The sequence below is a fragment of the Mesobacillus maritimus genome (genome assembly GCF_044803185.1).
Lineage (GTDB): Bacteria > Bacillota > Bacilli > Bacillales > Cytobacillaceae > Mesobacillus_B > Mesobacillus_B maritimus_B.
The window spans coordinates 3775938-3797092 of the sequence record NZ_CP085225.1 but is presented as its reverse complement, the minus strand read 5'-3'; the positions used below and the strand labels follow the sequence as shown (position 1 = coordinate 3797092).

Below are 21155 nucleotides of genomic sequence, written 5' to 3'. Positions count from 1 at the left end.
AGAACTCTTTTCTCAAACATAGTTGCTTTTAAATAAATTTTTATAATTTATAGTGGAATGGAGCGGAAGACACTTGACTCCTGCGGGATGTAGAGGAAATGCTGAGACCCCACAGGCGAAGCCGAGGAGGCTCAGCTTCCTCCCCGCGGAAAGCAAGTGTCTGGAGCGCAATGGAACGAACTAATTCTCACCTATTACTAAATTAAGGAACAACAAAGTATGCGAAAACAGCCTTTTGAAAACAGACTACATAAATAATCCTTCCAATTCAAACAATAGACAAGATGAATACGGGAGGGATAGTAAATGAGCGGTAAGTCCTCGAAGGAAGCGAAGTTGGCTTGGTGGCAGCTTTCGATGATTGGGATTGGTTGTATTATCGGGACAGGTTTTTTTCTTGGTTCTGCCCTTGCAATAACAAAAACAGGTCCATCAGCATTAATAGTGTTTGCTCTGGCTGCACTTGGTACTTATCTCGTTTTTGATGCGCTAGCAAAAATGGCAGCCAAAGATCCTCAGAAGGGTTCCTTTCGTTCTTATGCGAAAAAGGCATATGGCAAGTGGGCAGGTTTTTCAAGCGGTTGGGTTTATTGGGGTTCTGAACTATTAATTATGGGAAGTCAATTAACAGCATTATCATTGTTTTCGACTTTTTGGTTCCCGGATATCCCACTGTGGATCTTCGCGGCTGGTTTTGCTGTGCTCGGACTCGGCGTAGTCCTAACAGGAACAAAAGGCTTTGAAAAAATGGAAAATATATTTGCGATTGTAAAAGTTGCAGCAATCTTTATGTTTTTAGTTCTCGCTACACTTGCAGTCTTTGGTGTATTCAAGGGACTTGGTCATGACGTTAATGTCACGAACACAATGGATCATTTTTTTGCGGGTCGATTTATGGGGTTATGGACAGCATTGATTTATGCGTTTTACGCCTTTGGTGGCATAGAAATTATGGGTATTATGGCTCCAAGGCTGAAGAACAAAGAAGACGCTCCTAAAGCAGGGAAAATAATGCTCTTATTGCTTACGACTATCTATCTTTTAGCCATCGGACTTGCTGTTCTATTAGTACCTTATAAAGATTTCACGACAAAAGAAAGTCCTTTTGTTACCACATTGGATCATTATAACCTTCCGCTAGTACCCCATCTATTTAATGGGGCAATGATTATTGCAGGTTTCTCAACGATGTGTGCATCCTTATTTGCTGTTACAAGCATGATCGTTACTTTATCTAAGGATGGGGATGCTCCTAAGGTGCTATCAAAGGCAGGAAAATTAAAGGTTCCTCATTTTGCTTTAGGGCTAACGGTCCTTGGTTTAATATCATCGATAATTCTCTCTTTTGCGATGCCAGACCGCATTTATGAATACTTAACTACAGCAGCTGGGTTAATGCTCATCTATAATTGGTTATTTCTCATGTTTTCCTATAAGCATATCATTAAGTTGACGAAGTTTGAGCAAGTGAAAAGGTTCGGAGCAATTGCCTTAATCGTAATTGCCGTAAGTGGAACCTTATTTGATCATATGGCTCGTCCCGGCTTTTTCATTTCTATTCTTTTTCTCGCAATAATTGGAATTATCCTCATGCTTCGCAACGCAATAGGTGGAAAGAAAAAGAAGAAGAAGAGCACCAAGGTTCCACGCCCAAGATTTCAGTAGTTGCATACCAAAAACCGCTAAAACTAAACTTAGCGGTTTTTTCTTGTCCATATTCATCTTTAAGACTGAATAAGAACTTTTACAGCTTGGATTCCAAAATATATGGCAAAACCAATAAGTGAGAACCCTGATAAGTAGGAGATTACAGTAAGAAGACGGGTAGTTAGCAACTTTTTAAAGCTACTCGATATAAACGCCATCGTAATATCCCAGATAACTAAACCTAATATAATGGCAAAGCTATAAAAGACCAATTCAGTTGTACCATACGAGGTGGCTGTTCGAGCAAGAACTGAACCATATATCCCCAACCAAAATAGAATTGTGAGCGGGTTCGAGATCGACATGAAGAATCCGGATAAAAAGGATTTTAGGCCAGATTCTGATTGCTTCTCTTTCCTCATCACAATTTTCCCAGCACCAATAATTGTTTCTATCCCAGTATACATGAGGACAAAAAAACCAAAAAACCAAAGGAAGGTTTGCATAAATGGTGTCTCGAGAAACCTCACGACTCCCATGTAAACAGCTAGCATATAAACGATATCCGCGCTTAATGCTCCTAAACCTAAAAGCCAAGATTGAAAAAACCCACTTTTAATGCCCTTATCCATTTGCGCTGCATTTACTGGGCCGATTGGTGCAGCTAGGGATAAACCTAGAAAAATATAGCTAAGAAACACACTCACACAAATACCCCCATTACCAACCAATATTGAATGCTCGTACTATGTGTATTCCGTTTAAGGGACAAGTACAACTAAAAAAAAGAAGTTAGCAAAGGATTGAAAAAAAAGAAGGAGTATTTTTAGGATTTATGAGCATATTATTAGAGGGTTGACCTGTTGGAAAAAAAGTTAAAAGGCAGTTATTTTGTAAAATAAATCTAATTGTGATATGATGGGAGAAGAGTTGAAAAAGAAGAGGAATTCATTTATTATAAAAAGTTAGCGTTATTAAGCTTTTTATTATAAATGTTTTTTTATTCATGCTTTGGATTAAAATTGGAAATGGAGCGTGAGGGAAATGGCATTTGGAAGAAAACCTCCTGAAGAGATTGTCACTGCGGAAACGAAGATTTGGGTTTGTACTTCAGACCAGTGTAATTGTTGGGTTCGGGATAATTTTAAAAGCAGTTCAGTTCCAGCATGCCCAATTTGCAAAAGTGCAATGGAACAAACGACTAAAGAGTTGGAAGTCGTGAATAACCATAGTTTTAATGTAACGGGCTGAGATAAAATATGAAAAAACAGTTAGCAAAAGGATGCTAACTGTTTTTTTGCGCATTCTAAATAAACGAGACTAAATGGGTCAGAGCAGGAGTGCTCTCATTCATTTAGTCTCGTTTTTTATTGGCTTTTATATTGGTAGCTTGTTGTAGAGGATGAGTTGAACAGAATAATGTATTTATATTGACACTCAAATGATTGTTTGAATATACTATAATCAAATATACGTTTGAATATTAGAAACGGACGGGGGGAAACGGTTGGAAGAATTGGATGTTTGTCAAGTGACCTGTATTGATGAGGATAAAGTGAACAATGTCATGACAAAACTAAGCGAAGTACACACAAATGAAGTTGCCAAAATTTTTAAAGCGTTATCTGATGAGACAAGAATAAAAATAGCCTATGCTCTGTCGGTAGAAGAAGAGCTTTGTGTCTGTGATGTTGCACAAATTGTGGAAGCAACCACTGCAACTACCTCGCATCATTTGCGATTGTTAAAGAAACTGGGCTTAGCAAAATACCGTAAAGAAGGTAAGTTGGTTTATTACTCGCTTGATGATTCCCACGTAAAACAATTAGTCGTTATGGCTTTTGAGCATCAGAAGGAGTTGAGCACCCATGACTGAAGCTAAAGAACATCTAGCTGAAAAACAGGTTTATCGTGTCCAAGGCTTGTCCTGAGCAAGCTGTGCTGCTAAGTTCGAAAAGAACGTGAAACACCTGGATGGTGTTTCTTATGCAAAGGTTAATTTCGGTGCAGAAAAAATAACCGTGTATGGCAATGCGACCATCGAGGCGGTTGAGAAAGCAGGTGCTTTCGAAAAGCTAAAAGTTTTTCCAGAAAACGAAAAACAGGCAGAACACAAAAAACAAAATTTTTGGAAAGAGAATGCATTTGTGCTCGTTTCACTTGTCCTAGTCATTTTCGGATATATTGCTCAATTCCGTTTCGGCGAAGAAAGCCTGGTTACCATTGGCTCTTATCTAGTGGCAATTGTCATAGGAGGTTATTCATTATTTATTACTGGATTTAAAAACCTGCTCCGACTTGAATTTGATATGAGAACGTTAATGACCATTGCGATCATTGGCGCTGCCATTATTGGTGAGTGGAGTGAAGGCGCTGTCGTTGTGATTCTATTTGCGATTAGTGAAGTGTTAGAACGATATTCAATGGATAAAGCCAGGGCATCTATCCGCTCCCTCATGGACATTGCTCCTAATGAAGCAACTGTCATTCGAAATGGACTAGAGATGTCAATTGACGTCGATGATATTGAGGTCGGGGATACAATGATTGTGAAGCCAGGGCAAAAAATTGCGATGGATGGTGTTGTGAAAAAGGGATATTCATCGGTGAATCAGGCTGCTATTACCGGTGAATCAGTCCCAGTTGAAAAAAAGGTGGCAGATGAGGTATTTGCGGGAACATTAAATACCGATGGCCTACTAGAGGTTGAAGTAACAAAGAGAGTAAATGATACGACAATCTCAAAAATTATCCATCTTGTGGAAGAGGCTCAAGCAGAAAGAGCGCCATCGCAGGCATTTGTCGATCGATTTGCTAAATATTATACGCCAGTTATTATTATGATTGCAGGGCTAGTGGCAGTGGTCCCTCCAGTGTTCTTTGGAGCTGATTGGAACACATGGGTATATCAGGGCCTAGCTGTTCTGGTAGTTGGATGTCCTTGTGCACTAGTGGTCTCGACACCCGTTTCCATTGTGACCGCGATAGGAAATGCAGCACGGAATGGTGTTCTGATTAAAGGTGGTATTTATCTAGAGCAAGCTGGAGCGCTAAAGGCTATCGCCTTTGATAAAACCGGAACCTTAACAAAAGGCGTTCCGAATGTGACTGATTTTATAATGCTTCAAAAAGGGAAGGAGAAGGACCTTCTAGCAATCATAGCTGCGTTAGAGCATCGTTCTCAACATCCATTAGCAGCAGCAATCATTCAAAAGGCAGAACAAGAAAAGGTTCCGTTTAAAGATATTGAGATTGAAGATTTTACGGCTACTTCTGGTAAAGGGATTCAGGGGACATATAGTGGAGTAACCTATTATCTAGGGAATCCAAGGATGTTGTACGACCTTGTAGAGAAGGGAATCCCCAATGATGTGGAGAAACAGATTAAAAATCTTCAATCACAAGGAAAAACCGTTATGCTAATGGGTACAAATGAAAAGGTAATTGCTCTAATTGCAGTTGCGGACGAGGTTAGAGATAGCAGCAGAGAGGTTATTTCAAAACTTCATCAAATGGGAATAGAAAAAACAATGATGTTGACGGGGGATAATAAAGGGACAGCAAAAGCAATCAGTGAACAGGTTCAGGTAAGTGATTACCAGGCTGAGCTCCTTCCAAAGGATAAGTTGGATACCATTAAACAGTTGAGAAAAACTTACAAGCATGTTGCAATGGTAGGGGACGGCGTAAATGACGCTCCGGCTCTCGCTGCTTCAACTGTTGGAATAGCGATGGGGGGAGCAGGGACTGATACTGCATTAGAAACAGCTGATATTGCCTTAATGGGGGATGACCTAAAGAAACTTCCTTTCACAATTAAATTAAGTAGAAAAGCATTAACCATAATAAAACAAAACATAACGTTTTCATTAGCAGTAAAGATTTTGGCGCTACTATTAGTGATTCCAGGCTGGCTCACATTGTGGATTGCTATATTTGCTGATATGGGAGCTACTCTCCTTGTAACATTAAATGGACTACGGTTACTGAGGGTAAAAGGTTAGAACTTATAGGGGCCATAAAGTGGTCCCTATTCGTGTGTTTACCTTCTAGTATGTAAAATTTTTAATGATTGAGGTATAATGATTATTGACTGTGTGCAATTTATTTAATTTACTCTCTCTATCCATGTTTTTTTTGAAAGAAAAAGTTGAAGAAGTTGCATCTACATATTACTATTTTATTCTATAGATTTAATGTTGAAAGCGAGTGTTAATGATGGGCCGTAAATGGAATAATATCAAAGAAAAAAAAGCGTCAAAAGATGCAAATACAAGTCGTATTTATGCAAAGTTCGGGCGTGAAATCTATGTAGCAGCAAAACAAGGGGAACCAGATCCAGAAGCAAATCAAGCTTTAAAGGTCGTTCTTGAGCGTGCAAAAACTTATAATGTGCCTAAAACAATCATTGACCGTGCTATTGAAAAGGCCAAAGGCGGCGGGGATGAAACTTATGATGAACTGCGTTATGAAGGCTTTGGGCCAAATGGCTCCATGGTGATTGTCGATGCATTAACGAATAATGTAAACCGTACTGCATCTGAGGTACGGGCAGCGTTTGGTAAAAATGGTGGGAACATGGGTGTGAGCGGCTCGGTTTCTTATATGTTTGATGCAACAGCTGTTTTTGGTATTGAAGGGAAATCAGCTGATGAAGTACTAGAATTTTTAATGGAAGCAGACGTGGAAGTAAGAGACATTCTTGAGGAAGAGAATGCGGTGATTGTTTATGCTGAGCCAGATCAATTCCATACAGTGCAAGAGGCATTTAAAAATGTTGGTGTGACCGAATTTACAGTTGCGGAACTAACAATGCTTGCACAAAATGAAGTAGAACTACCGGAAGATTCTCAAGCTCAATTTGAAAAAATGATTGATGCCTTAGAAGATTTAGAAGATGTTCGACAAGTGTATCATAACGTAGATTTAGGTGAATAAAACTTGGGGCAAATCTTGGTTTTCGCTTAGATTTGCCCTTTTGTCATTCAGTTACAAAACGAGTACATAAAGAAAGTCCAGGCTTGGATTTTTTCCAAAAGTAAATGTACAATCAATTACATGTATGTTTTTAATTCTAAAGTCTAAAAGTATAGGTGGTTTAAATCATGATTGTAAAAACAGAAGAAGATATAAGAGCACTAAAAGAAATTGGGAAAATTTGTGGAAGTATCCGCGATGAATTGGTTCAAAGGACGAAACCGGGAATTACCACAAAAGAACTTGATGAACTTGCTGGAGAGCTTTTTAAAAAGGCTGGGGCTGTTTCTGCTCCAAAAGGAGAATATGATTTTCCGGGATATACATGTATTAGTGTAAACGAGGAAGTCGCACACGGCATTCCAGGTGAACGTGTTATTAAAGATGGAGATCTTGTTAATATCGATGTATCAGGGTCTAAGAATGGTTATTTTGCCGATACAGGTATCTCCTTTGTTGTTGGTGAGGGCGATGAAATCAAAAACAAAATTTGTGCGGTGGCGAAAGAAGCATTTGAAGCAGGTTTGAAGAAAATAAAGCCAGGCTCGAAGAAGAATGGGATTGGAAAAGTGGTAATGCAAACAGCGAAGAACAACGGTTTAACTGTTATCTTAAATCTAACTGGACATGGGATTGGCCGTACTATCCATGAGAAGCCTGACCATATTTATAATTATTTTGAGCCTTGGGATAATGAGTTGCTAACGGAAGGAATGGTAATCGCCTTCGAACCGTTTATCTCTACTCGTGAAGAGGAAGTTTACCAGCTTGATGATGGTTGGACCTACGTTACAGAGAATAGTTTCGTTGCCCAATACGAGCATACGATTATCGTGACAAAAGAAGGCCCAATGATTATTACTGAATAAATCGTAGATTTTAGGTCCAAAGAACGTAAAAAAGAAATGACGTGTGAGTAGGGCACACGTCATTTTTCTTTTTAGGTAAGGTGAAAAATTAACTACGTTGCATGGAGGTTTTACATATGAAACATATAAAACAGACACAAAGGAAAAGCCTATGTATCTTTTTATCTTCATTAATTGTTGTTGTAGGCATTGTAGGAATATCTCAGATTTATTTTAGTTACGTTGAAGTTAGAGATTTGACTGACAATTGTTATGACAACGGTGGTCTGCCAACTATTGTAAAATCAGGTTTGAAGGTAGACACCTTTAATTGTGAAATAGACTAACCTTTTTTCAATAAAATTACTTGGCGAGTGCTAGTTTGGTAGTCCAAGTGGTAGTCTCTTATTGTTTGTCCCAATCAAAATCTATTCCTTGTAGAAAAGCCTTTGCCATTACCATATGTCCTGTAGCATTCGGATGAACGCGGTCCCAAGCCAATGCTGCAGGATACAATGTATGTAAAATTTTGTTAAGAGCAGCTTGAGTGTCAACGAATAGGCAATCTGTCTCATTAGCAATTTTTTTAACAACTGCTCCATATTGGTCCATTGTTCTCCGCATTGCATCCTGCTCATTGCTTTCAAGGTAGAAAGGGGCCATCAAGATTAGTCCTTTAACCTGTGGTCTAGTTTCCTTAATTAGTTTTCTTAATGTTTTTTCATATTCTTCTATGTACACATGGTATTCTTTTATTATAGGGGCGTCATATTGTCGCCAAACATCATTGATTCCAATCATCACTGCTAGCCAATCTGGATTTTGATCTATCACGTCTTCTTGCCATCTATCTTCTAAGTTGCGAACGGTGTTCCCGTTTATTCCTTTATTGACAGTTCGAATTCCTAGTTCAGGATAAACGGACTGTAGAAGAGCATCAACAAAAGCTACATAGCCTTTTCCAAGAGCCCCGTTGCCTCCTTCTCTCACTTCTTTATTACGTTCTGCGTCCGTAATTGAATCTCCAATAAATAATAATTTTTGTCCTTGTTCTAGTTTCATGCTAGCTCTTCCTTCCGGTTTTGGTCATAATTTACTTTCTATTTTAAGGGATGCAACCCCCTTTTTAACATTACTGATTCTTTAAACTTAATAATTCACTAACAGTGACAAGTCGATATCCTTGTGATGTAAGTTCAGTGGCTAGCAAACGAACAGCTTCAATTGTTTGTGAGCAATCCCCGAAGCCATCATGAAACAAAAGAATACTACCATTCCTGACCTGATCTCTTGTCTTTGACACAATATGTGCTACATCTGGCATTTCCCAATCTGTTGCTTCAAAGTTAACAGCACTAATCATATGGTAATCTAGCTTTTTCAATAGTGAAACGGTTTCATCATTATAATCAATAAAAGGGGGACGAAAGGTTTTTGGTTCCGTTCCTGTTAGTTCCATGATGATTTTATCTGTTCGAATGATTTCCTCTGCGCTCTCTGTTGAACTTAGCTCAGTTAACCTCGGGTGTGAATATGTATGGTTCCCGATTTCATGCATCTGCTCAGTTACTTGTAAGACAATTTCGGGATGGTTCAACATATGCTTGCCAATCATAAAAAAGGTGGCCCTTCCAAAAACCTCTTGGAATATTTCTAGAACCTGAGGAGTGAAAAGTGGATTTGGGCCGTCATCAAAGGTGAATGCAATCGCTTTATGATTCGTATTAATCTCGGTAATGATAGTTGCTTGGCTCAATTTATTTGCTACCTGCTGGGTGATTGTTATTTATTTCGTACAAACGGCAATTCCAAACGGGTAATGTATATTTACTCTGCCAGGCTCTACCAGGACACCTTTTTGGAAGTGAAATTCCTTTTCTTTATATCGCTCAAAAAGTCCGTGGAATTCTCTTTTGTTAGTTGGTGAACATGGAATGGCTCACTGGTGGGTTTTCCTCTTCCTTGGCCAAAGGGAGTGGAAATGACAAGTTTTCCTCCTGGCTTCAACATTTCGTATATATTGCTCATGTATTGCGCTTCGTCTTGCACATGTTCAATTGTTTCAAAGCTTATAATTAAATCGAATGGTTCGTATTTATCGGGGAGATCTGGATCCACAACATCACCTTGTTGAAAGGAAATCAGTGGATGATAATAAGTGCCTCGAGCATAAGTAATGACCTCTGGGTCAATATCAATGGCAACAACTTCATCGATTTCTTTTTTTGAGCCTTTGCAATGATGTTACTTCCAAACCCGCTCCCACATGCAAAGTCAAGTACATGCCCTTTTGCATAAGGAATGGCAAAGTGATAGCGGGCAATATGCTCTAACAACATCCCGTTCGTAGGTTGCATTACCTCTGGAATGATTCGTTCTCCTGTATATTCAATCATCATAAGTTCCTTTCTGGCTCTTCTAGCTTCTATCATATCAAAAATCAGTTTCAGTTTGAAAAAGTAGGGAAATTGCCGCTGTCATGGTTGCTATGCTATATTAAATAAAGACCTCCTGAACCACTATAACCCTCATTTTTATCCTCATAATCTATTTCGCATATATATTTTAAAATAGAAGGGAGATATGCATGTCTAAAGAATTTGAATATGAAGAAAACCGCTTAGCTTACACAAAGGGATATATGGAAATGGTGATTATGGCAGCGGAACAAAACCAGGGTGAATTCCAAGAGAATATGAAGCAAGCCATGGTTGACCTTGACCACCTTGATAGTAGTTTAAGTTATATCAATATCCTGACAAACAGCAAGTTTCTTGAAATGGCATCATCTGAACTAGAGGCATTGAAGAAGCTAAAAAATAAACCATATTTTGCGAGAATTAATTTTAAAAGTGAAGGACAGAAGTCAGAAGAAATTTTTTATATTGGGAAAACCTCACTCTATGAACGTGACACGCAAGAACCAATCATCGTCGACTGGCGTTCGCCAGTAGCAAATGTTTACTATGATGGTCGACTCGGTAGGGTAGAATATGAGTCAAATGAAGGAATTGTTGAAGGCTATCTTTCTTTAAAGAGACAATACAAAATTGAAGAAGGCAAACTAATTGATTATCAGGACGTCGATTTAACCACAACCGATGAACTGCTCCAAGAGTCTTTATCTGGAAAAGCAGATACCCGGTTAACTGAAATTGTTTCAACTATTCAAGCAGAACAAAATAACGTGATTCGTGCTGATTTACATCGTCCAATTATCGTTCAAGGAGCTGCGGGAAGTGGGAAGACAACCATTGCCTTACATCGTTTATCCTATTTTATCTACCACCATGCAGCAAGATTTAAACCTGAGCAGTTGTTAATTATTGCCCCAAACAATATGTTTATCGGATATATTGCCGATGTATTACCCGAATTAGGCGTAAATAGAATTAAACAGGCAACCTACATAGACTATATGAAACAATGTGTTGGCAAAAAACTAAAAGTAGTCAAACCGGAACAGAAGCTTATTCATATCCTAAATCAAGAGTTAGAAAATGAAAAAATGGTGAAGTGGCTATCGCGTTTTAAAGGGTCTTTAAAATATAAAAAACTTCTTGACCGTTATTTAAAAGATATCCGGGATGAACTTTCACCAACCGAAGACTTTGTGCTTGAAAAATACAGGCTTACAAGTGGGAAAAAACTTCGTAAACTATTTTTAAAGGATTATCAATATCTCCCTTTCTATAAACGTTTAGACAAAATAAAAGAAATTATAAAAACGGATTTAAAGCGGAAGAAAAAACAAATTGTCGATTCACTTGAAAAAAGGTTTGAGGCTGCGCTTGATCAAGCACTTTACAATATAAAAGATGAACAGAAAAGAAAAGAACGAGTTGTGTATGTGTTGGATACAAAAGAAGAGCGGCTAAATACCATTCAAAGCGAATCGAAAACTGCTGTGAAAAGATATATGAAAAAATTGCCAAAAGAAACTCTTCTCGATTATTATCAAAAATTGTTTATTAATGAAGAAAAATTTAAAATTTATGCCAAAGAATTATTAAATACCGAGCAAGCCGAATTCTTTTTAACTTATAATCAAAAACTTTTACAGCAGAATCACGTTGAAATTGAGGATCTTGCAGGGTTATTTTATTTGCAGCACAGAATCTTTGGTATCGATAAGGACTCAAAGGCCAAAAACATTGTCATCGATGAGGCCCAGGATTATAGCAATTTTCAACTATATGCGTTAAAAGAAGGATTAGACACAGATATGTTTACGATTGTTGGAGATTTAGCACAGGGAATTCATTCCTATCGTGGGTTGAGAAGCTGGGAGACATTAAAAAATGTCATTTTTCCGCGGGCAAATTTTATGACCTTGCAGAAAAGCTATCGGACAACCATTGATATCATGGATGTAGCAAATGATGTTTTAGGCTTAATGAATGAAGACCTGCCAAAGGTTGAACCAGTCGTGAGACAAGGGAATAAACCTTTGCTTTACCTCTATGAAAACGAGAAAGAGTTGCAGCAAAGAATACAAATAACTCTAAAAATGATTGAACATGACGGGTACGAGTCGATTGCATTAATAGGTAAGACAGAGAAGGAATCAAAAGCCCTTTATAAGCTTTTACATAAAAAGATAGAAAGACCAATCCAATTGCTAAAAGAAAATGAAGCGATAAAAAAAGGACATCTCGTCATTGTTCCGTCCTATCTATCGAAGGGTCTCGAGTTTGATGCTGTTCTAATTGTGTCTTTGATTGAAACCTATCGTTTAGAAGAAATTGATATCAAACTCCTTTATGTGGCAATGACTAGGCCAATGCATCAGTTGTATTTGTTTGCACGAGAAAAAGAAGATGTGCTAATGAATGAAGTGGATTCCCAAAAGTGGGCCTGCGTACCGGGCGATGTATAACCATAAAAAATAAAACCAGCCTAAAACTGGTTTTATTTTTGTTTTCCTACAATGGACCAACTTGTAGATATTAGTATAGAAGAAACTATGCTTGTTTATTATTAGAACGCATTCTTGCTGAGACGCGTAGTCGAGCTCCTCGTTTTTCTCTTTGTTCTTGAAGATTATGTATTTGGCTTAGTTCCTCTGTTAATTCGTGAATAGAAAGCAATTCATATAATATAACCATCTCTGGTGAAAAATGATGGGACTGCTCTTGGTTTATCCTGTTAGCTTCAATAAAAGACTTTTGGTCTGCAAACCATTCGGTAATTTCTTTTATTAAGGATTGATGTTCCTTTCGAATGGTGAAATTGGCATTGTAATAAATCGCTCTAAGGGAGTGGATGGTCTCCAAAATCAACGTGTTTTTAGTTTGTCCTAGTGTAAAATGGTTAGTCGGAAGATAAATCAAGTTTCCAATATGATAGGTAATCTGACGTAAGATACTTAATTTCTTATATTCATAATGGAAGTTGTTAACATCCTCTCTTTTTACTCTATGAAATCTCCATTCATCTTTTTGGTAGGAACAAAGCCTTTCTGTATTCTCAATTTCTTTTACTAAATTATAGAATGTTTTCCGTATTTCTTTTTCACTAGCTTGAATATCACATAATTCATTGCCAATTATACTCAAAATATCTCCGGCTTTCATGAAAAGAGTATGAATAGCTCGGGTAATTGTTTCTGAGTATTTTGGAGGCATAACGAAGAGATTGACTAAAGAAGAAACAATTAAGCCTGTACTGGTTGTCCCAAGTCTAATAAAAAAGGAGGACAAGTAATCATCATGAACGGTTGAAATCATTGCAATCCCCGTTAAAGTTGCAACCAAAATACCATCATGTAACTTTAGTTTATTACAGGCAATGATTGTCGCTAGCGCAACGAATGTATAGGAAATGGGACTGTCTCCAAATACAAAAGTTGCTAGTACAGAAAACCCTGCTCCAATTGCAGAAGCCGGAAAGCGTACGAAGGCTTTCTTAATAGAGTCAGCGGCTGTTGGTTCAATTGTCACGATGGCTGTAATGACTGCAAACATTGCCGGCCAATTTAGCAAGTGACAGATCAGTGATGTAAAAAAGACGGCAATCCCTGTTTTTACAATCCTACCACCGAAAAATCTGTATTTCTTTGGAATCTTCATAAAAGAACCCTTTTCCATTGTTAGTTGCTACTAGTATAGCCTAAATATTCCCCTGAAAGACTGAAAATATTGTGAAAAATAGAAGAGTTGTACGGCTTATTGACTCGTTGATTCTCAATTAAAATTAATTAATTGAGAAAGGAGAACTCAATTTAATATGCCATCGTTTAACGGAAATAGGTCGACAACCCTTTAAATACAGTGTAAATATTAATATTGAACATTTTGTGAAGTGGGTCTTTTTCCTGACTTTTAAAAGCTATAAATTAAAATGATTATGATATGATAGTAGCAGTAGTAAGTAAATTTCAGGAGGTATATGATGGACGAGAAAAAGAATCTAGACCAAAAAACCACTGAACAACAGGATAAGAGGCTAACGACAGCGTTTGGTGCACCTGTAGCCGATAATCAAAATACAATGACTGCAGGACCAAGAGGGCCGGTTGTCATGCAGGATGTATGGTTCCTTGAAAAGATGGCCCATTTCGATCGTGAAGTTATTCCAGAGCGGAGAATGCATGCAAAAGGCTCGGGAGCTTTCGGAACATTTAAGGTAACCAATGATATAACTAAATACACAAAAGCAGCGATTTTCTCTGCAGTTGGCAAAGAAACAGAAATGTTTGTTCGTTTTTCCACTGTGGCAGGTGAACGTGGGGCGGCAGATGCCGAACGTGATATTCGTGGGTTTGCGATGAAATTCTACACAGAGGAAGGAAACTGGGATCTTGTTGGAAACAACACCCCTGTATTTTTCTTCAGAGACCCTAAGCAATTTCCAGACTTAAATCATGCAGTAAAACGTGATCCTCGGACAAATATGCGTAGCCCGCAAAACAACTGGGATTTCTGGACTTCATTACCTGAGGCTCTTCATCAAGTCACAATTACAATGAGTGATCGTGGCATACCTAAGAGCTATCGCCATATGCACGGCTTCGGGAGTCATACATACAGCATGATCAATCAAAAAAATGAACGGACTTGGGTGAAATTCCATTTTGTCACTCAGCAAGGAATTGAAAACTTAACCGACCAGGAAGCGGAAACAGTGGTAGGGAAAGATCGAGAAAGTCATCAACGTGATTTATTTGAATCAATTGAAGAGGGGAAGTTTCCGAAGTGGAAAATGTATATCCAAGTAATGACGGAAGAACAAGCAAGGAAGATGCCATACAATCCATTTGATTTAACAAAGGTTTGGTTAAAGAGTGAGTTCCCTTTAATTGAAGTTGGGGAATTTGAATTAAATCACAATCCCGAAAACTACTTCACTGATGTGGAACAAGCAGCGTTTGCGCCTACTAATCTTGTTCCTGGTATCGGGTTGTCACCAGATAAAATGCTTCAAGGTCGTTTGTTCTCTTATGGAGATACGCAGCGTTATCGTTTAGGTGTTAACCATTGGCAGATTCCTGTTAACTATCCAAGAGGTGTGAAACATTTCCACCCATATCATCGAGATGGTGCAATGAGAGTTGATGGGAATATGGGGAGAGCTAAAGCCTACGAGCCAAACAGTTATGGTGAATGGCAAGAACAACCTCAATTCAAAGAGCCAGCGCTAAAAGGCGATGGAGATGTTTATGAATGGAATTTCCGTGAGGATGATGACGATTATTACACTCAACCTGGAAAACTATTTAACTTAATGACTGCAGAAGAGCAACAAAGACTATTCGAAAATACGGCCCGCAATATGCAGGGAACTACGAAAGAAGTACAGTTAAGACACATCAATAACTGCAATAAAGCCGCCACTGCATATGGTGAAGGTGTTGCGAGAGCACTCGGAGTTTCAATGAGTGAAGTCGAAGCGGCTAGTGGGCAAGAGTAATTTTTTTTACAAGATATTGCTGTTGTAAGAATTTGAAATAAAAAAACCGCGCAACCAGGTGCGGTTTTTTAATATCTAGAATCAGGTTGTTCGTTTTTGTATCTTTTTATTTCCGTATTTCTGTTTAAAGAGCATCGACTTCTTTTGTGAATTCAATAAATGATATATTAAGTTGTTTGGTAAGAATTATGAGGGTATCTATTGGTGGGTCAATTAAGCCTTGTTCAAACGAGACTAATTCTTTTGTTTCCAATTTTCACAGAGATTAGCAAACTCCACCAGTGAGTAACCTAATGCAACCCTGTATTTCTTAAGTACCACTCCAACTGCTTTTTTATCTTTATAAAAGGCTGTTTTCGTAAAGATTGTTGTTAAAATTGTAAAAATCTTTAAGCCGATTTTTACTACCTAAAGCCGATTTTAACGCAAGATAAGCTATTTGGTACGTGATAAGAAGTTTGCGCGCTCTTTTCTCATTATTAAAAGGGTACTTTGTAGTGAAACAAATCTTAATCTAACCGAATTTGTATCCGAGAGCAACAAAGTTTGAGAAAAGAGCCTTATAAAAATAATTATATAAGGAAAACTCAATCAGTTGTGATTAAATGAAAGAAGTTTTATACTTTTTTTGTACTCATTATACTACTGTTGATAGAGGAGAGGTAAAGATGCTGAAGAATTTACAAAGTACAACCACCTTACATAATGGAGTCAAAATGCCGTGGCTTGGACTAGGAGTTTTCAAAGTTGAAGATGGTGAGGAAGTTGTTGCATCTGTAAAAGCTGCACTGGAAGCTGGTTACCGAAGCATCGATACGGCAGCTATTTACGGAAATGAGGTTGGCGTGGGCAAAGCCATCACTGAATCTAACATTCCACGCGAAGAGCTATTCATTACAACGAAGTTATGGAATTCCAATCAAGGTTACGAATCGACGTTGGCAGCTTTTGATGAAAGTATGGAAAAATTAGGATTAGACTATTTAGATCTTTATCTCATTCACTGGCCAGTACCTGCTCTGGGAAAATATGTGGAAACGTGGAAAGCGCTTGAGAAGCTTTATAAAGATGGGCGTGTTCGTGCAATTGGCGTTAGTAACTTTAAGATTCACCATCTTGAAGAAGTTTTAGCGAATTGCGAGATTAAACCAATGGTAAATCAAGTAGAATACCATCCACGATTTAATCAAAGTGAACTTCATGAGTTTTGTAAAAAGAATGAAATTCAGCTTGAGGCATGGTCCCCATTAATGCAGGGAGGACTTTTAGACGACCCAACTCTCGTTGAAATTGCTAACAAATACAATAAATCAACCGCTCAAGTCATTATTCGCTGGGACTTACAAACTGGAGTTGTAACCATTCCAAAGTCAACAAAACCTCATCGTATAGCTGAAAATGCGGACGTTTTTGATTTCGAACTCCCTACAGAGGACATGGATAAAATCAATGCGTTGAATCAAAATCAACGTATGTTTGCTGATCCAGATGAATTTAATAAAGCGTAAGAAAGAACTCTACCTCATTTTTGATGGGGTAGAGTTTTTTATTTAGGTGATAAAGTATAGTGTTGACATTTGATACGGTTGGTTGGAACACAGATTAAATCAATGTTAACGCAGTCTGTGTTTGCAGTCTGTGTTCATGGAAGAGTACGGTGAAAGCTTAACCCTAACATAAGCGTTACTGAAGCGACCGTAAGATATATTGTTTTGTAAGACGTTTTATCAATTCGTAATAGTAGATTTAAGTAAACTAATAAAATCAAGGGCATTAGAATGCTTCTATTTAAAAGAAAAGGGATGTAATCGATTCCGGATTGAGTGATAGTAATAAATTTGAATTCCTCGATTACTATCCAAGCGAAATTAATATTCAGGATTAAAATGACTAGAAAGACAGCTGTGTTTTCGATAATAGAAAGTTGTTTTTTGATAACAATAAAAACTGCACAAATCAGCCAAGTAAGCAAAAAGAATATCGCAAACCCCATATTGTTCCTCCATTTTTTAACTTATTCATACTATTTGTTTTTGAATTGTCTAATATACGTTAAATCAAAAGATGCAGCTCCGATTTTAATAACAAAACACCAAAAATAGTCATGAAATGATTAAATCTTGATTGAAATTGAAAGTTTTTGAAGTATAATGATTGAAATGTGAATCCGGTTACAATATAATAGACCTATAAAAGCAAGAAGGGGTGTTGTTCATGTTAACACCTGAACGCCAACGGTTAATTCTTCAAAGGGTGAAGGAGAAATCCGTTGTGAAAATACAGGAATTAGTTGAACTTACAGGGACTTCAGAATCAACAATCCGCCGCGATTTGACACAGCTCGAACAGGGAAAATACTTGAAACGCGTTCATGGAGGTGCGGCAAAACTGCAAGGGAAGCTGCAGGAGCCGAGTATGATAGAAAAATCAAGCAAAAACCTCCAAGAAAAACAGCGAATTGCCAAATTTGCCTCAAGTTTCATAGAAGGGGGTGACTCAATCTATCTTGATGCAGGGTCAACCACTTTTGAAATGATCCCTTTTTTACCGATTAAAGATATCGTTGTTGTTACGAATGGATTCATGCATGTGAATTCATTGTTGGAGAAGGGGATTCCTACTTATATAATTGGCGGCTTTGCGAAACTAAAAACAAAAGCGCTAATTGGTAGAGGAGCGCTAGAAAGCTTAGAACAATATCATTTTGATAAATGCTTCTTGGGTGTAAATGGAATCCATCCCGAATTTGGCTATACGACACCGGATCAAGAGGAAGCACTAGTAAAACATAAGGCAATGAGAATGGCGAGAGAATCTTTTGTTGTAGCTGATGCTTCGAAGTTTTCAGAAGTTTCCTTCGCGAAAATTGCAAATATACATGAGTCGACAATTATTACAGATGATATAGATGAGGAAATATTAGAAAAATATGAAAGTAAAACTAGCATAAAGGTTGTGACAGCATGATTTATACACTTACGCTTAACCCATCAGTTGATTATATGGTCAATGTTGATAATGTTGTCCTTGGTAAACTAAACAGGACAAAGTCAGAAGCGAAATTTCCAGGTGGCAAGGGTATTAATGTTTCTCGATTGCTCAGTTCAATGGGGGTTAAAAGTGTTGCGACAGGATTCCTTGGAGGTTTTACAGGAACTTATGTAAAGGAATATTTGAAAAAGGAAGGGATTGAAACGTCTTTTATTGAGGTAGAGGAAGACACAAGAATCAATATAAAACTTAAGTCCTCCGAAGAGACGGAGATTAATGGACAAGGTCCTACGATAACAGAAGATAATCTACAACAATTAAAGAATCAAATCAGACAATTAACGAAAGAAGATATTCTGGTATTGGCAGGGAGCATTCCTTCAAAATTACCTAGTACTATTTATGAAGAGTTGGTACAGGTTTGTCATGAAACTGGAGCAGCTTTTGTTGTTGATGCGGAGGGTAGTATTTTGCAAAAGGTTCTTCCGTTCCAGCCTTTCTTAATAAAGCCTAATCACCATGAACTTGGACAATTTTTTGGTAAAGAAATTACATCATGTGAAGAAGCTATGCATTATGGGAAGAGGCTTGTAGAACTCGGAGCGAAAAATGTCATTGTTTCACTTGCAGACAAAGGTGCAGTCTTTATTAATGATGAGGTAGCTTTAACGGCTACCGTTCCAAAAGGGGAGTTAAAAAGTTCTGTTGGTGCTGGAGATTCAATGGTCGCTGCATTTTTAGCAAAAGGGATGAAAAATGGAGATTTTAAGGAAGCGTTTCGTTACAGTGTTGCTTCTGGTAGCGCAACAGCCTTTTCAATTGGTCTCAGCACACCGGAAAAGATTGATGAATTATTGCCACAAGTTCAACTTAGTGAGAGTGTATAGGAGGAAAAGAAGATGAGAATTACGCAATTATTAACAAAAGATACCATTCTTCTTTCAATGAACGGGAAAAACAAAGAAGAAGCCATTGATAACCTAGTGGATGTATTAGCAGAGTCAAAAAAAATTGATAGCCGTGAAGATTTTAAGGCTGCAATTTTAAAAAGAGAAGAACAAAGTACAACAGGGGTTGGCGATGGTATTGCGATTCCGCATGCTAAAACAAAATCCGTTAAGGAACCAGCAATTGTCTTCGGTAAATCAGAAGAGGGAGTGGACTACCAGTCACTTGACGGTCAGCCAGCTCATTTATTCTTTATGATTGCAGCACCCGAGGGAGCCAATAATACGCATCTAGAAGCATTGTCCCGTTTATCAGGGATGTTGATGAAAGAAGAAGTCCGTGGAAAATTAATGGCTGCGTCATCGGAAAATGAAGTGATTGAGATTATTAATAGTTATGATGAAGAAGACGAGGAAGAAACAGATGTTTCTGAAAGTAAAAACTATGTAATCGCGGTTACAGCTTGTCCCACTGGGATTGCCCATACGTATATGGCGGCAGATGCCTTGAAAGCGAAGGCTGCGGAACTTGGAGTCGATATCAAGGTCGAAACTAGAGGTTCCAGTGGAGCGAAGAATGTGTTGACGGAAGAGGACATTAAGAATGCAGTCGGCGTCATCGTTGCCGCTGATACAAAAGTAGAAATGGCTCGGTTCGCTGGAAAACATGTTATTGAAACAGCGGTTGCCAATGGGATTCGAAAGCCTCAGGAATTGATTGAACGTGCACTAAAACAAGATGCGCCAATCTATAAAGCGGATTCTTCCGGCTCAGTTGAATCTGATAAGAAGGAAGAAAAGAAATCTGTAGGTTCAACTATTTATAAACACTTAATGAATGGTGTTTCCAACATGCTTCCGTTTGTAGTTGGCGGTGGAATTTTAATCGCGATGTCTTTCTTATTTGGTTATAATGCTGCAGACCCAAATGATCCAACTTACCATCCAATTGCAAAGGCGTTGATGGATATCGGTGGTGGCGCAGGAGCATTTGGTTTACTTGTACCGGTTCTTGCAGGGTTTATTGCAATGAGCATTGCAGATAGACCTGGATTTGCTCCTGGTATGGTCGGCGGTTTACTCGCAGCAACGGGCGGAGCTGGTTTCTTGGGCGGTCTAGTAGCTGGTTTCCTGGCTGGTTATCTTGTTATCGGGTTGAAAAAGGTATTATCTGTCCTACCGGCATCTTTAGAAGGGATTAAGACAATCCTTCTTTACCCACTCCTCGGGATTGCCTTAACTGGATTCATAATGATTTTCTTAGTGAATGAGCCTGTGGGTGCTTTAAATGAAGGGATATCAAATTGGCTATCAGGCCTAGGGACAGGAAACGCAGTTTTACTTGGAGCGGTATTAGGGTTAATGATGGCAGTTGACATGGGTGGTCCTGTGAATAAAGCTGCGTATGTATTTGGAACTGGATTATTAGCAAATGGTGTATATGAACCAATGGCAGCGATTATGGCAGGCGGGATGGTTCCGCCACTTGGAATTGCTATTGCAACCACAATCTTTAAAAATAAGTTTAACAAACAAGAACTAGATGCTGGGAAAGCAAACTATATTATGGGCTTATCCTTTATTACTGAAGGGGCAATACCGTATGCAGCAGCCGACCCACTTCGTGTTATCCCATCCGCTGCGGCTGGTGCGGCTGTAGCTGGAGGATTAACAATGATGTTTGATATCAGTTTAAGAGCACCACATGGTGGGCTGTTTGTTGTACCATTAGTCGAAGGGAATTGGTTAATGTATCTGGTCGCAATCGTGGCAGGAGCGATTGTAACAGCGATTATGCTTGGTGTTTTAAAGAAACCAGTATCAAAATAATATA

Annotated in this window: 18 protein-coding genes and 1 pseudogene; 13 read left to right on the top strand and 6 right to left on the bottom strand. The window is 38.3% G+C overall.

The genetic code is table 11. The annotated features are described in order from the left end of the window. Positions 1-306 precede the first annotated feature (306 nt). Positions 307-1665 (top strand): amino acid permease, encoded by a 1359-nt coding sequence (locus LG336_RS18365; RefSeq protein ID WP_404328941.1) that lies wholly within the window; start codon positions 307-309, stop codon positions 1663-1665. 59 nt (positions 1666-1724) lie between these two features. On the opposite strand, the gene LG336_RS18360 is transcribed toward LG336_RS18365, so the two are convergent. Beyond that, positions 1725-2354: a LysE family transporter gene (locus tag LG336_RS18360; protein WP_404328940.1), complete on the bottom strand. Its 630-nt coding sequence runs from the start codon at positions 2352-2354 to the stop codon at positions 1725-1727. Between the two features lie 337 nt (positions 2355-2691). On the opposite strand from LG336_RS18360, the gene LG336_RS18355 reads away from it, so the two are divergent. From LG336_RS18355 to LG336_RS18330, 6 genes are all read left to right on the top strand, one after another. Beyond that, complete coding sequence (locus tag LG336_RS18355; RefSeq protein WP_404328939.1) at positions 2692-2898, top strand: cold-shock protein; 207 nt, start codon at positions 2692-2694, stop codon at positions 2896-2898. Positions 2899-3214: 316 nt separating this feature from the next. Then, the gene (locus LG336_RS18350) at positions 3215-3523 is read left to right on the top strand and encodes an ArsR/SmtB family transcription factor (protein ID WP_404333216.1); all 309 of its coding nucleotides are present in this window, start codon (positions 3215-3217) and stop codon (positions 3521-3523) included. Next, positions 3516-5651 carry a heavy metal translocating P-type ATPase gene (locus LG336_RS18345; protein ID WP_404328938.1) on the top strand — a complete coding sequence of 712 codons (2136 nt, stop codon included), beginning with the start codon at positions 3516-3518 and terminating at the stop codon, positions 5649-5651. Before LG336_RS18350 ends, LG336_RS18345 begins: the two co-directional genes overlap by 8 nt. A gap of 214 nt (positions 5652-5865) precedes the next feature. After that, positions 5866-6585, top strand: a complete 720-nt coding sequence (locus LG336_RS18340) for a YebC/PmpR family DNA-binding transcriptional regulator (protein WP_404333215.1) — start codon at positions 5866-5868, stop codon at positions 6583-6585. A gap of 167 nt (positions 6586-6752) precedes the next feature. Continuing rightward, a complete protein-coding gene (gene map / locus LG336_RS18335) occupies positions 6753-7493 on the top strand; it encodes a type I methionyl aminopeptidase (RefSeq protein WP_404328937.1) in 741 nt (246 codons plus the stop codon). A 116-nt stretch (positions 7494-7609) separates the two neighbouring features. Next, the gene (locus LG336_RS18330) at positions 7610-7819 is read left to right on the top strand and encodes a hypothetical protein (RefSeq protein WP_404328936.1); all 210 of its coding nucleotides are present in this window, start codon (positions 7610-7612) and stop codon (positions 7817-7819) included. Positions 7820-7877: 58 nt separating this feature from the next. Here the strand turns inward: LG336_RS18330 and LG336_RS18325 are convergent, their stop codons facing one another. From LG336_RS18325 to LG336_RS18315, 3 genes and pseudogenes are all read right to left on the bottom strand, one after another. Beyond that, positions 7878-8534: an SGNH/GDSL hydrolase family protein gene (locus LG336_RS18325; protein ID WP_404328935.1), complete on the bottom strand. Its 657-nt coding sequence runs from the start codon at positions 8532-8534 to the stop codon at positions 7878-7880. A gap of 70 nt (positions 8535-8604) precedes the next feature. After that, the gene (locus LG336_RS18320) at positions 8605-9228 is read right to left on the bottom strand and encodes a polysaccharide deacetylase family protein (RefSeq protein WP_404328934.1); all 624 of its coding nucleotides are present in this window, start codon (positions 9226-9228) and stop codon (positions 8605-8607) included. A 30-nt stretch (positions 9229-9258) separates the two neighbouring features. Then, positions 9259-9868 (bottom strand): annotated as a pseudogene (locus LG336_RS18315) (class I SAM-dependent methyltransferase). Between the two features lie 191 nt (positions 9869-10059). Here LG336_RS18315 and helD point away from each other — a divergent pair. Beyond that, positions 10060-12351, top strand: a complete 2292-nt coding sequence (gene helD / locus LG336_RS18310) for an RNA polymerase recycling motor HelD (RefSeq protein WP_404328933.1) — start codon at positions 10060-10062, stop codon at positions 12349-12351. 85 nt (positions 12352-12436) lie between these two features. On the opposite strand, the gene LG336_RS18305 is transcribed toward helD, so the two are convergent. Beyond that, complete coding sequence (locus LG336_RS18305) at positions 12437-13543, bottom strand: aromatic acid exporter family protein (protein ID WP_404328932.1); 1107 nt, start codon at positions 13541-13543, stop codon at positions 12437-12439. 322 nt (positions 13544-13865) lie between these two features. Here LG336_RS18305 and LG336_RS18300 point away from each other — a divergent pair, with 322 nt between their 5' ends. Together LG336_RS18300 and LG336_RS18295 are read left to right on the top strand one after the other, a co-directional pair. Beyond that, a complete protein-coding gene (locus tag LG336_RS18300; protein WP_404333214.1) occupies positions 13866-15383 on the top strand; it encodes a catalase in 1518 nt (505 codons plus the stop codon). A 668-nt stretch (positions 15384-16051) separates the two neighbouring features. Then, positions 16052-16891: an aldo/keto reductase gene (locus tag LG336_RS18295; RefSeq protein ID WP_404328931.1), complete on the top strand. Its 840-nt coding sequence runs from the start codon at positions 16052-16054 to the stop codon at positions 16889-16891. 134 nt (positions 16892-17025) lie between these two features. Here the strand turns inward: LG336_RS18295 and LG336_RS18290 are convergent, their stop codons facing one another. Continuing rightward, positions 17026-17376: a hypothetical protein gene (locus tag LG336_RS18290; RefSeq protein ID WP_404328930.1), complete on the bottom strand. Its 351-nt coding sequence runs from the start codon at positions 17374-17376 to the stop codon at positions 17026-17028. Positions 17377-17597: 221 nt separating this feature from the next. Here LG336_RS18290 and LG336_RS18285 point away from each other — a divergent pair, with 221 nt between their 5' ends. The 3 genes from LG336_RS18285 to LG336_RS18275 are packed head-to-tail and all read left to right on the top strand — an operon-like array spanning position 17598 to position 21151. Continuing rightward, the gene (locus LG336_RS18285) at positions 17598-18350 is read left to right on the top strand and encodes a DeoR/GlpR family DNA-binding transcription regulator (RefSeq protein WP_404328929.1); all 753 of its coding nucleotides are present in this window, start codon (positions 17598-17600) and stop codon (positions 18348-18350) included. Next, positions 18347-19261 carry a 1-phosphofructokinase gene (gene pfkB, locus LG336_RS18280; RefSeq protein ID WP_404328928.1) on the top strand — a complete coding sequence of 305 codons (915 nt, stop codon included), beginning with the start codon at positions 18347-18349 and terminating at the stop codon, positions 19259-19261. Before LG336_RS18285 ends, pfkB begins: the two co-directional genes overlap by 4 nt. 12 nt (positions 19262-19273) lie before the next feature. Next, positions 19274-21151 carry a fructose-specific PTS transporter subunit EIIC gene (locus tag LG336_RS18275; protein WP_404328927.1) on the top strand — a complete coding sequence of 626 codons (1878 nt, stop codon included), beginning with the start codon at positions 19274-19276 and terminating at the stop codon, positions 21149-21151. The last annotated feature ends 4 nt before the right edge of the window (positions 21152-21155 follow it).

Bases quoted from the DNA above. Each gene is read 5' to 3' on its own strand.
- LG336_RS18330 (WP_404328936.1), top strand. From the start codon at position 7,610: ATGAAACATATAAAACAGACACAAAGGAAAAGCCTATGTATCTTTTTA.
- LG336_RS18305 (WP_404328932.1), bottom strand. From the start codon at position 13,543: ATGAAGATTCCAAAGAAATACAGATTTTTCGGTGGTAGGATTGTAAAA.
- pfkB (WP_404328928.1), top strand. From the start codon at position 18,347: ATGATTTATACACTTACGCTTAACCCATCAGTTGATTATATGGTCAAT.
- LG336_RS18340 (WP_404333215.1), top strand. From the start codon at position 5,866: ATGGGCCGTAAATGGAATAATATCAAAGAAAAAAAAGCGTCAAAAGAT.
- LG336_RS18325 (WP_404328935.1), bottom strand. From the start codon at position 8,534: ATGAAACTAGAACAAGGACAAAAATTATTATTTATTGGAGATTCAATT.
- LG336_RS18290 (WP_404328930.1), bottom strand. From the start codon at position 17,376: ATGGGGTTTGCGATATTCTTTTTGCTTACTTGGCTGATTTGTGCAGTT.
- LG336_RS18355 (WP_404328939.1), top strand. From the start codon at position 2,692: ATGGCATTTGGAAGAAAACCTCCTGAAGAGATTGTCACTGCGGAAACG.
- LG336_RS18300 (WP_404333214.1), top strand. From the start codon at position 13,866: ATGGACGAGAAAAAGAATCTAGACCAAAAAACCACTGAACAACAGGAT.
- helD (WP_404328933.1), top strand. From the start codon at position 10,060: ATGTCTAAAGAATTTGAATATGAAGAAAACCGCTTAGCTTACACAAAG.
- LG336_RS18365 (WP_404328941.1), top strand. From the start codon at position 307: ATGAGCGGTAAGTCCTCGAAGGAAGCGAAGTTGGCTTGGTGGCAGCTT.
- LG336_RS18285 (WP_404328929.1), top strand. From the start codon at position 17,598: ATGTTAACACCTGAACGCCAACGGTTAATTCTTCAAAGGGTGAAGGAG.
- LG336_RS18350 (WP_404333216.1), top strand. From the start codon at position 3,215: ATGACAAAACTAAGCGAAGTACACACAAATGAAGTTGCCAAAATTTTT.
- LG336_RS18295 (WP_404328931.1), top strand. From the start codon at position 16,052: ATGCTGAAGAATTTACAAAGTACAACCACCTTACATAATGGAGTCAAA.
- LG336_RS18275 (WP_404328927.1), top strand. From the start codon at position 19,274: ATGAGAATTACGCAATTATTAACAAAAGATACCATTCTTCTTTCAATG.
- map (WP_404328937.1), top strand. From the start codon at position 6,753: ATGATTGTAAAAACAGAAGAAGATATAAGAGCACTAAAAGAAATTGGG.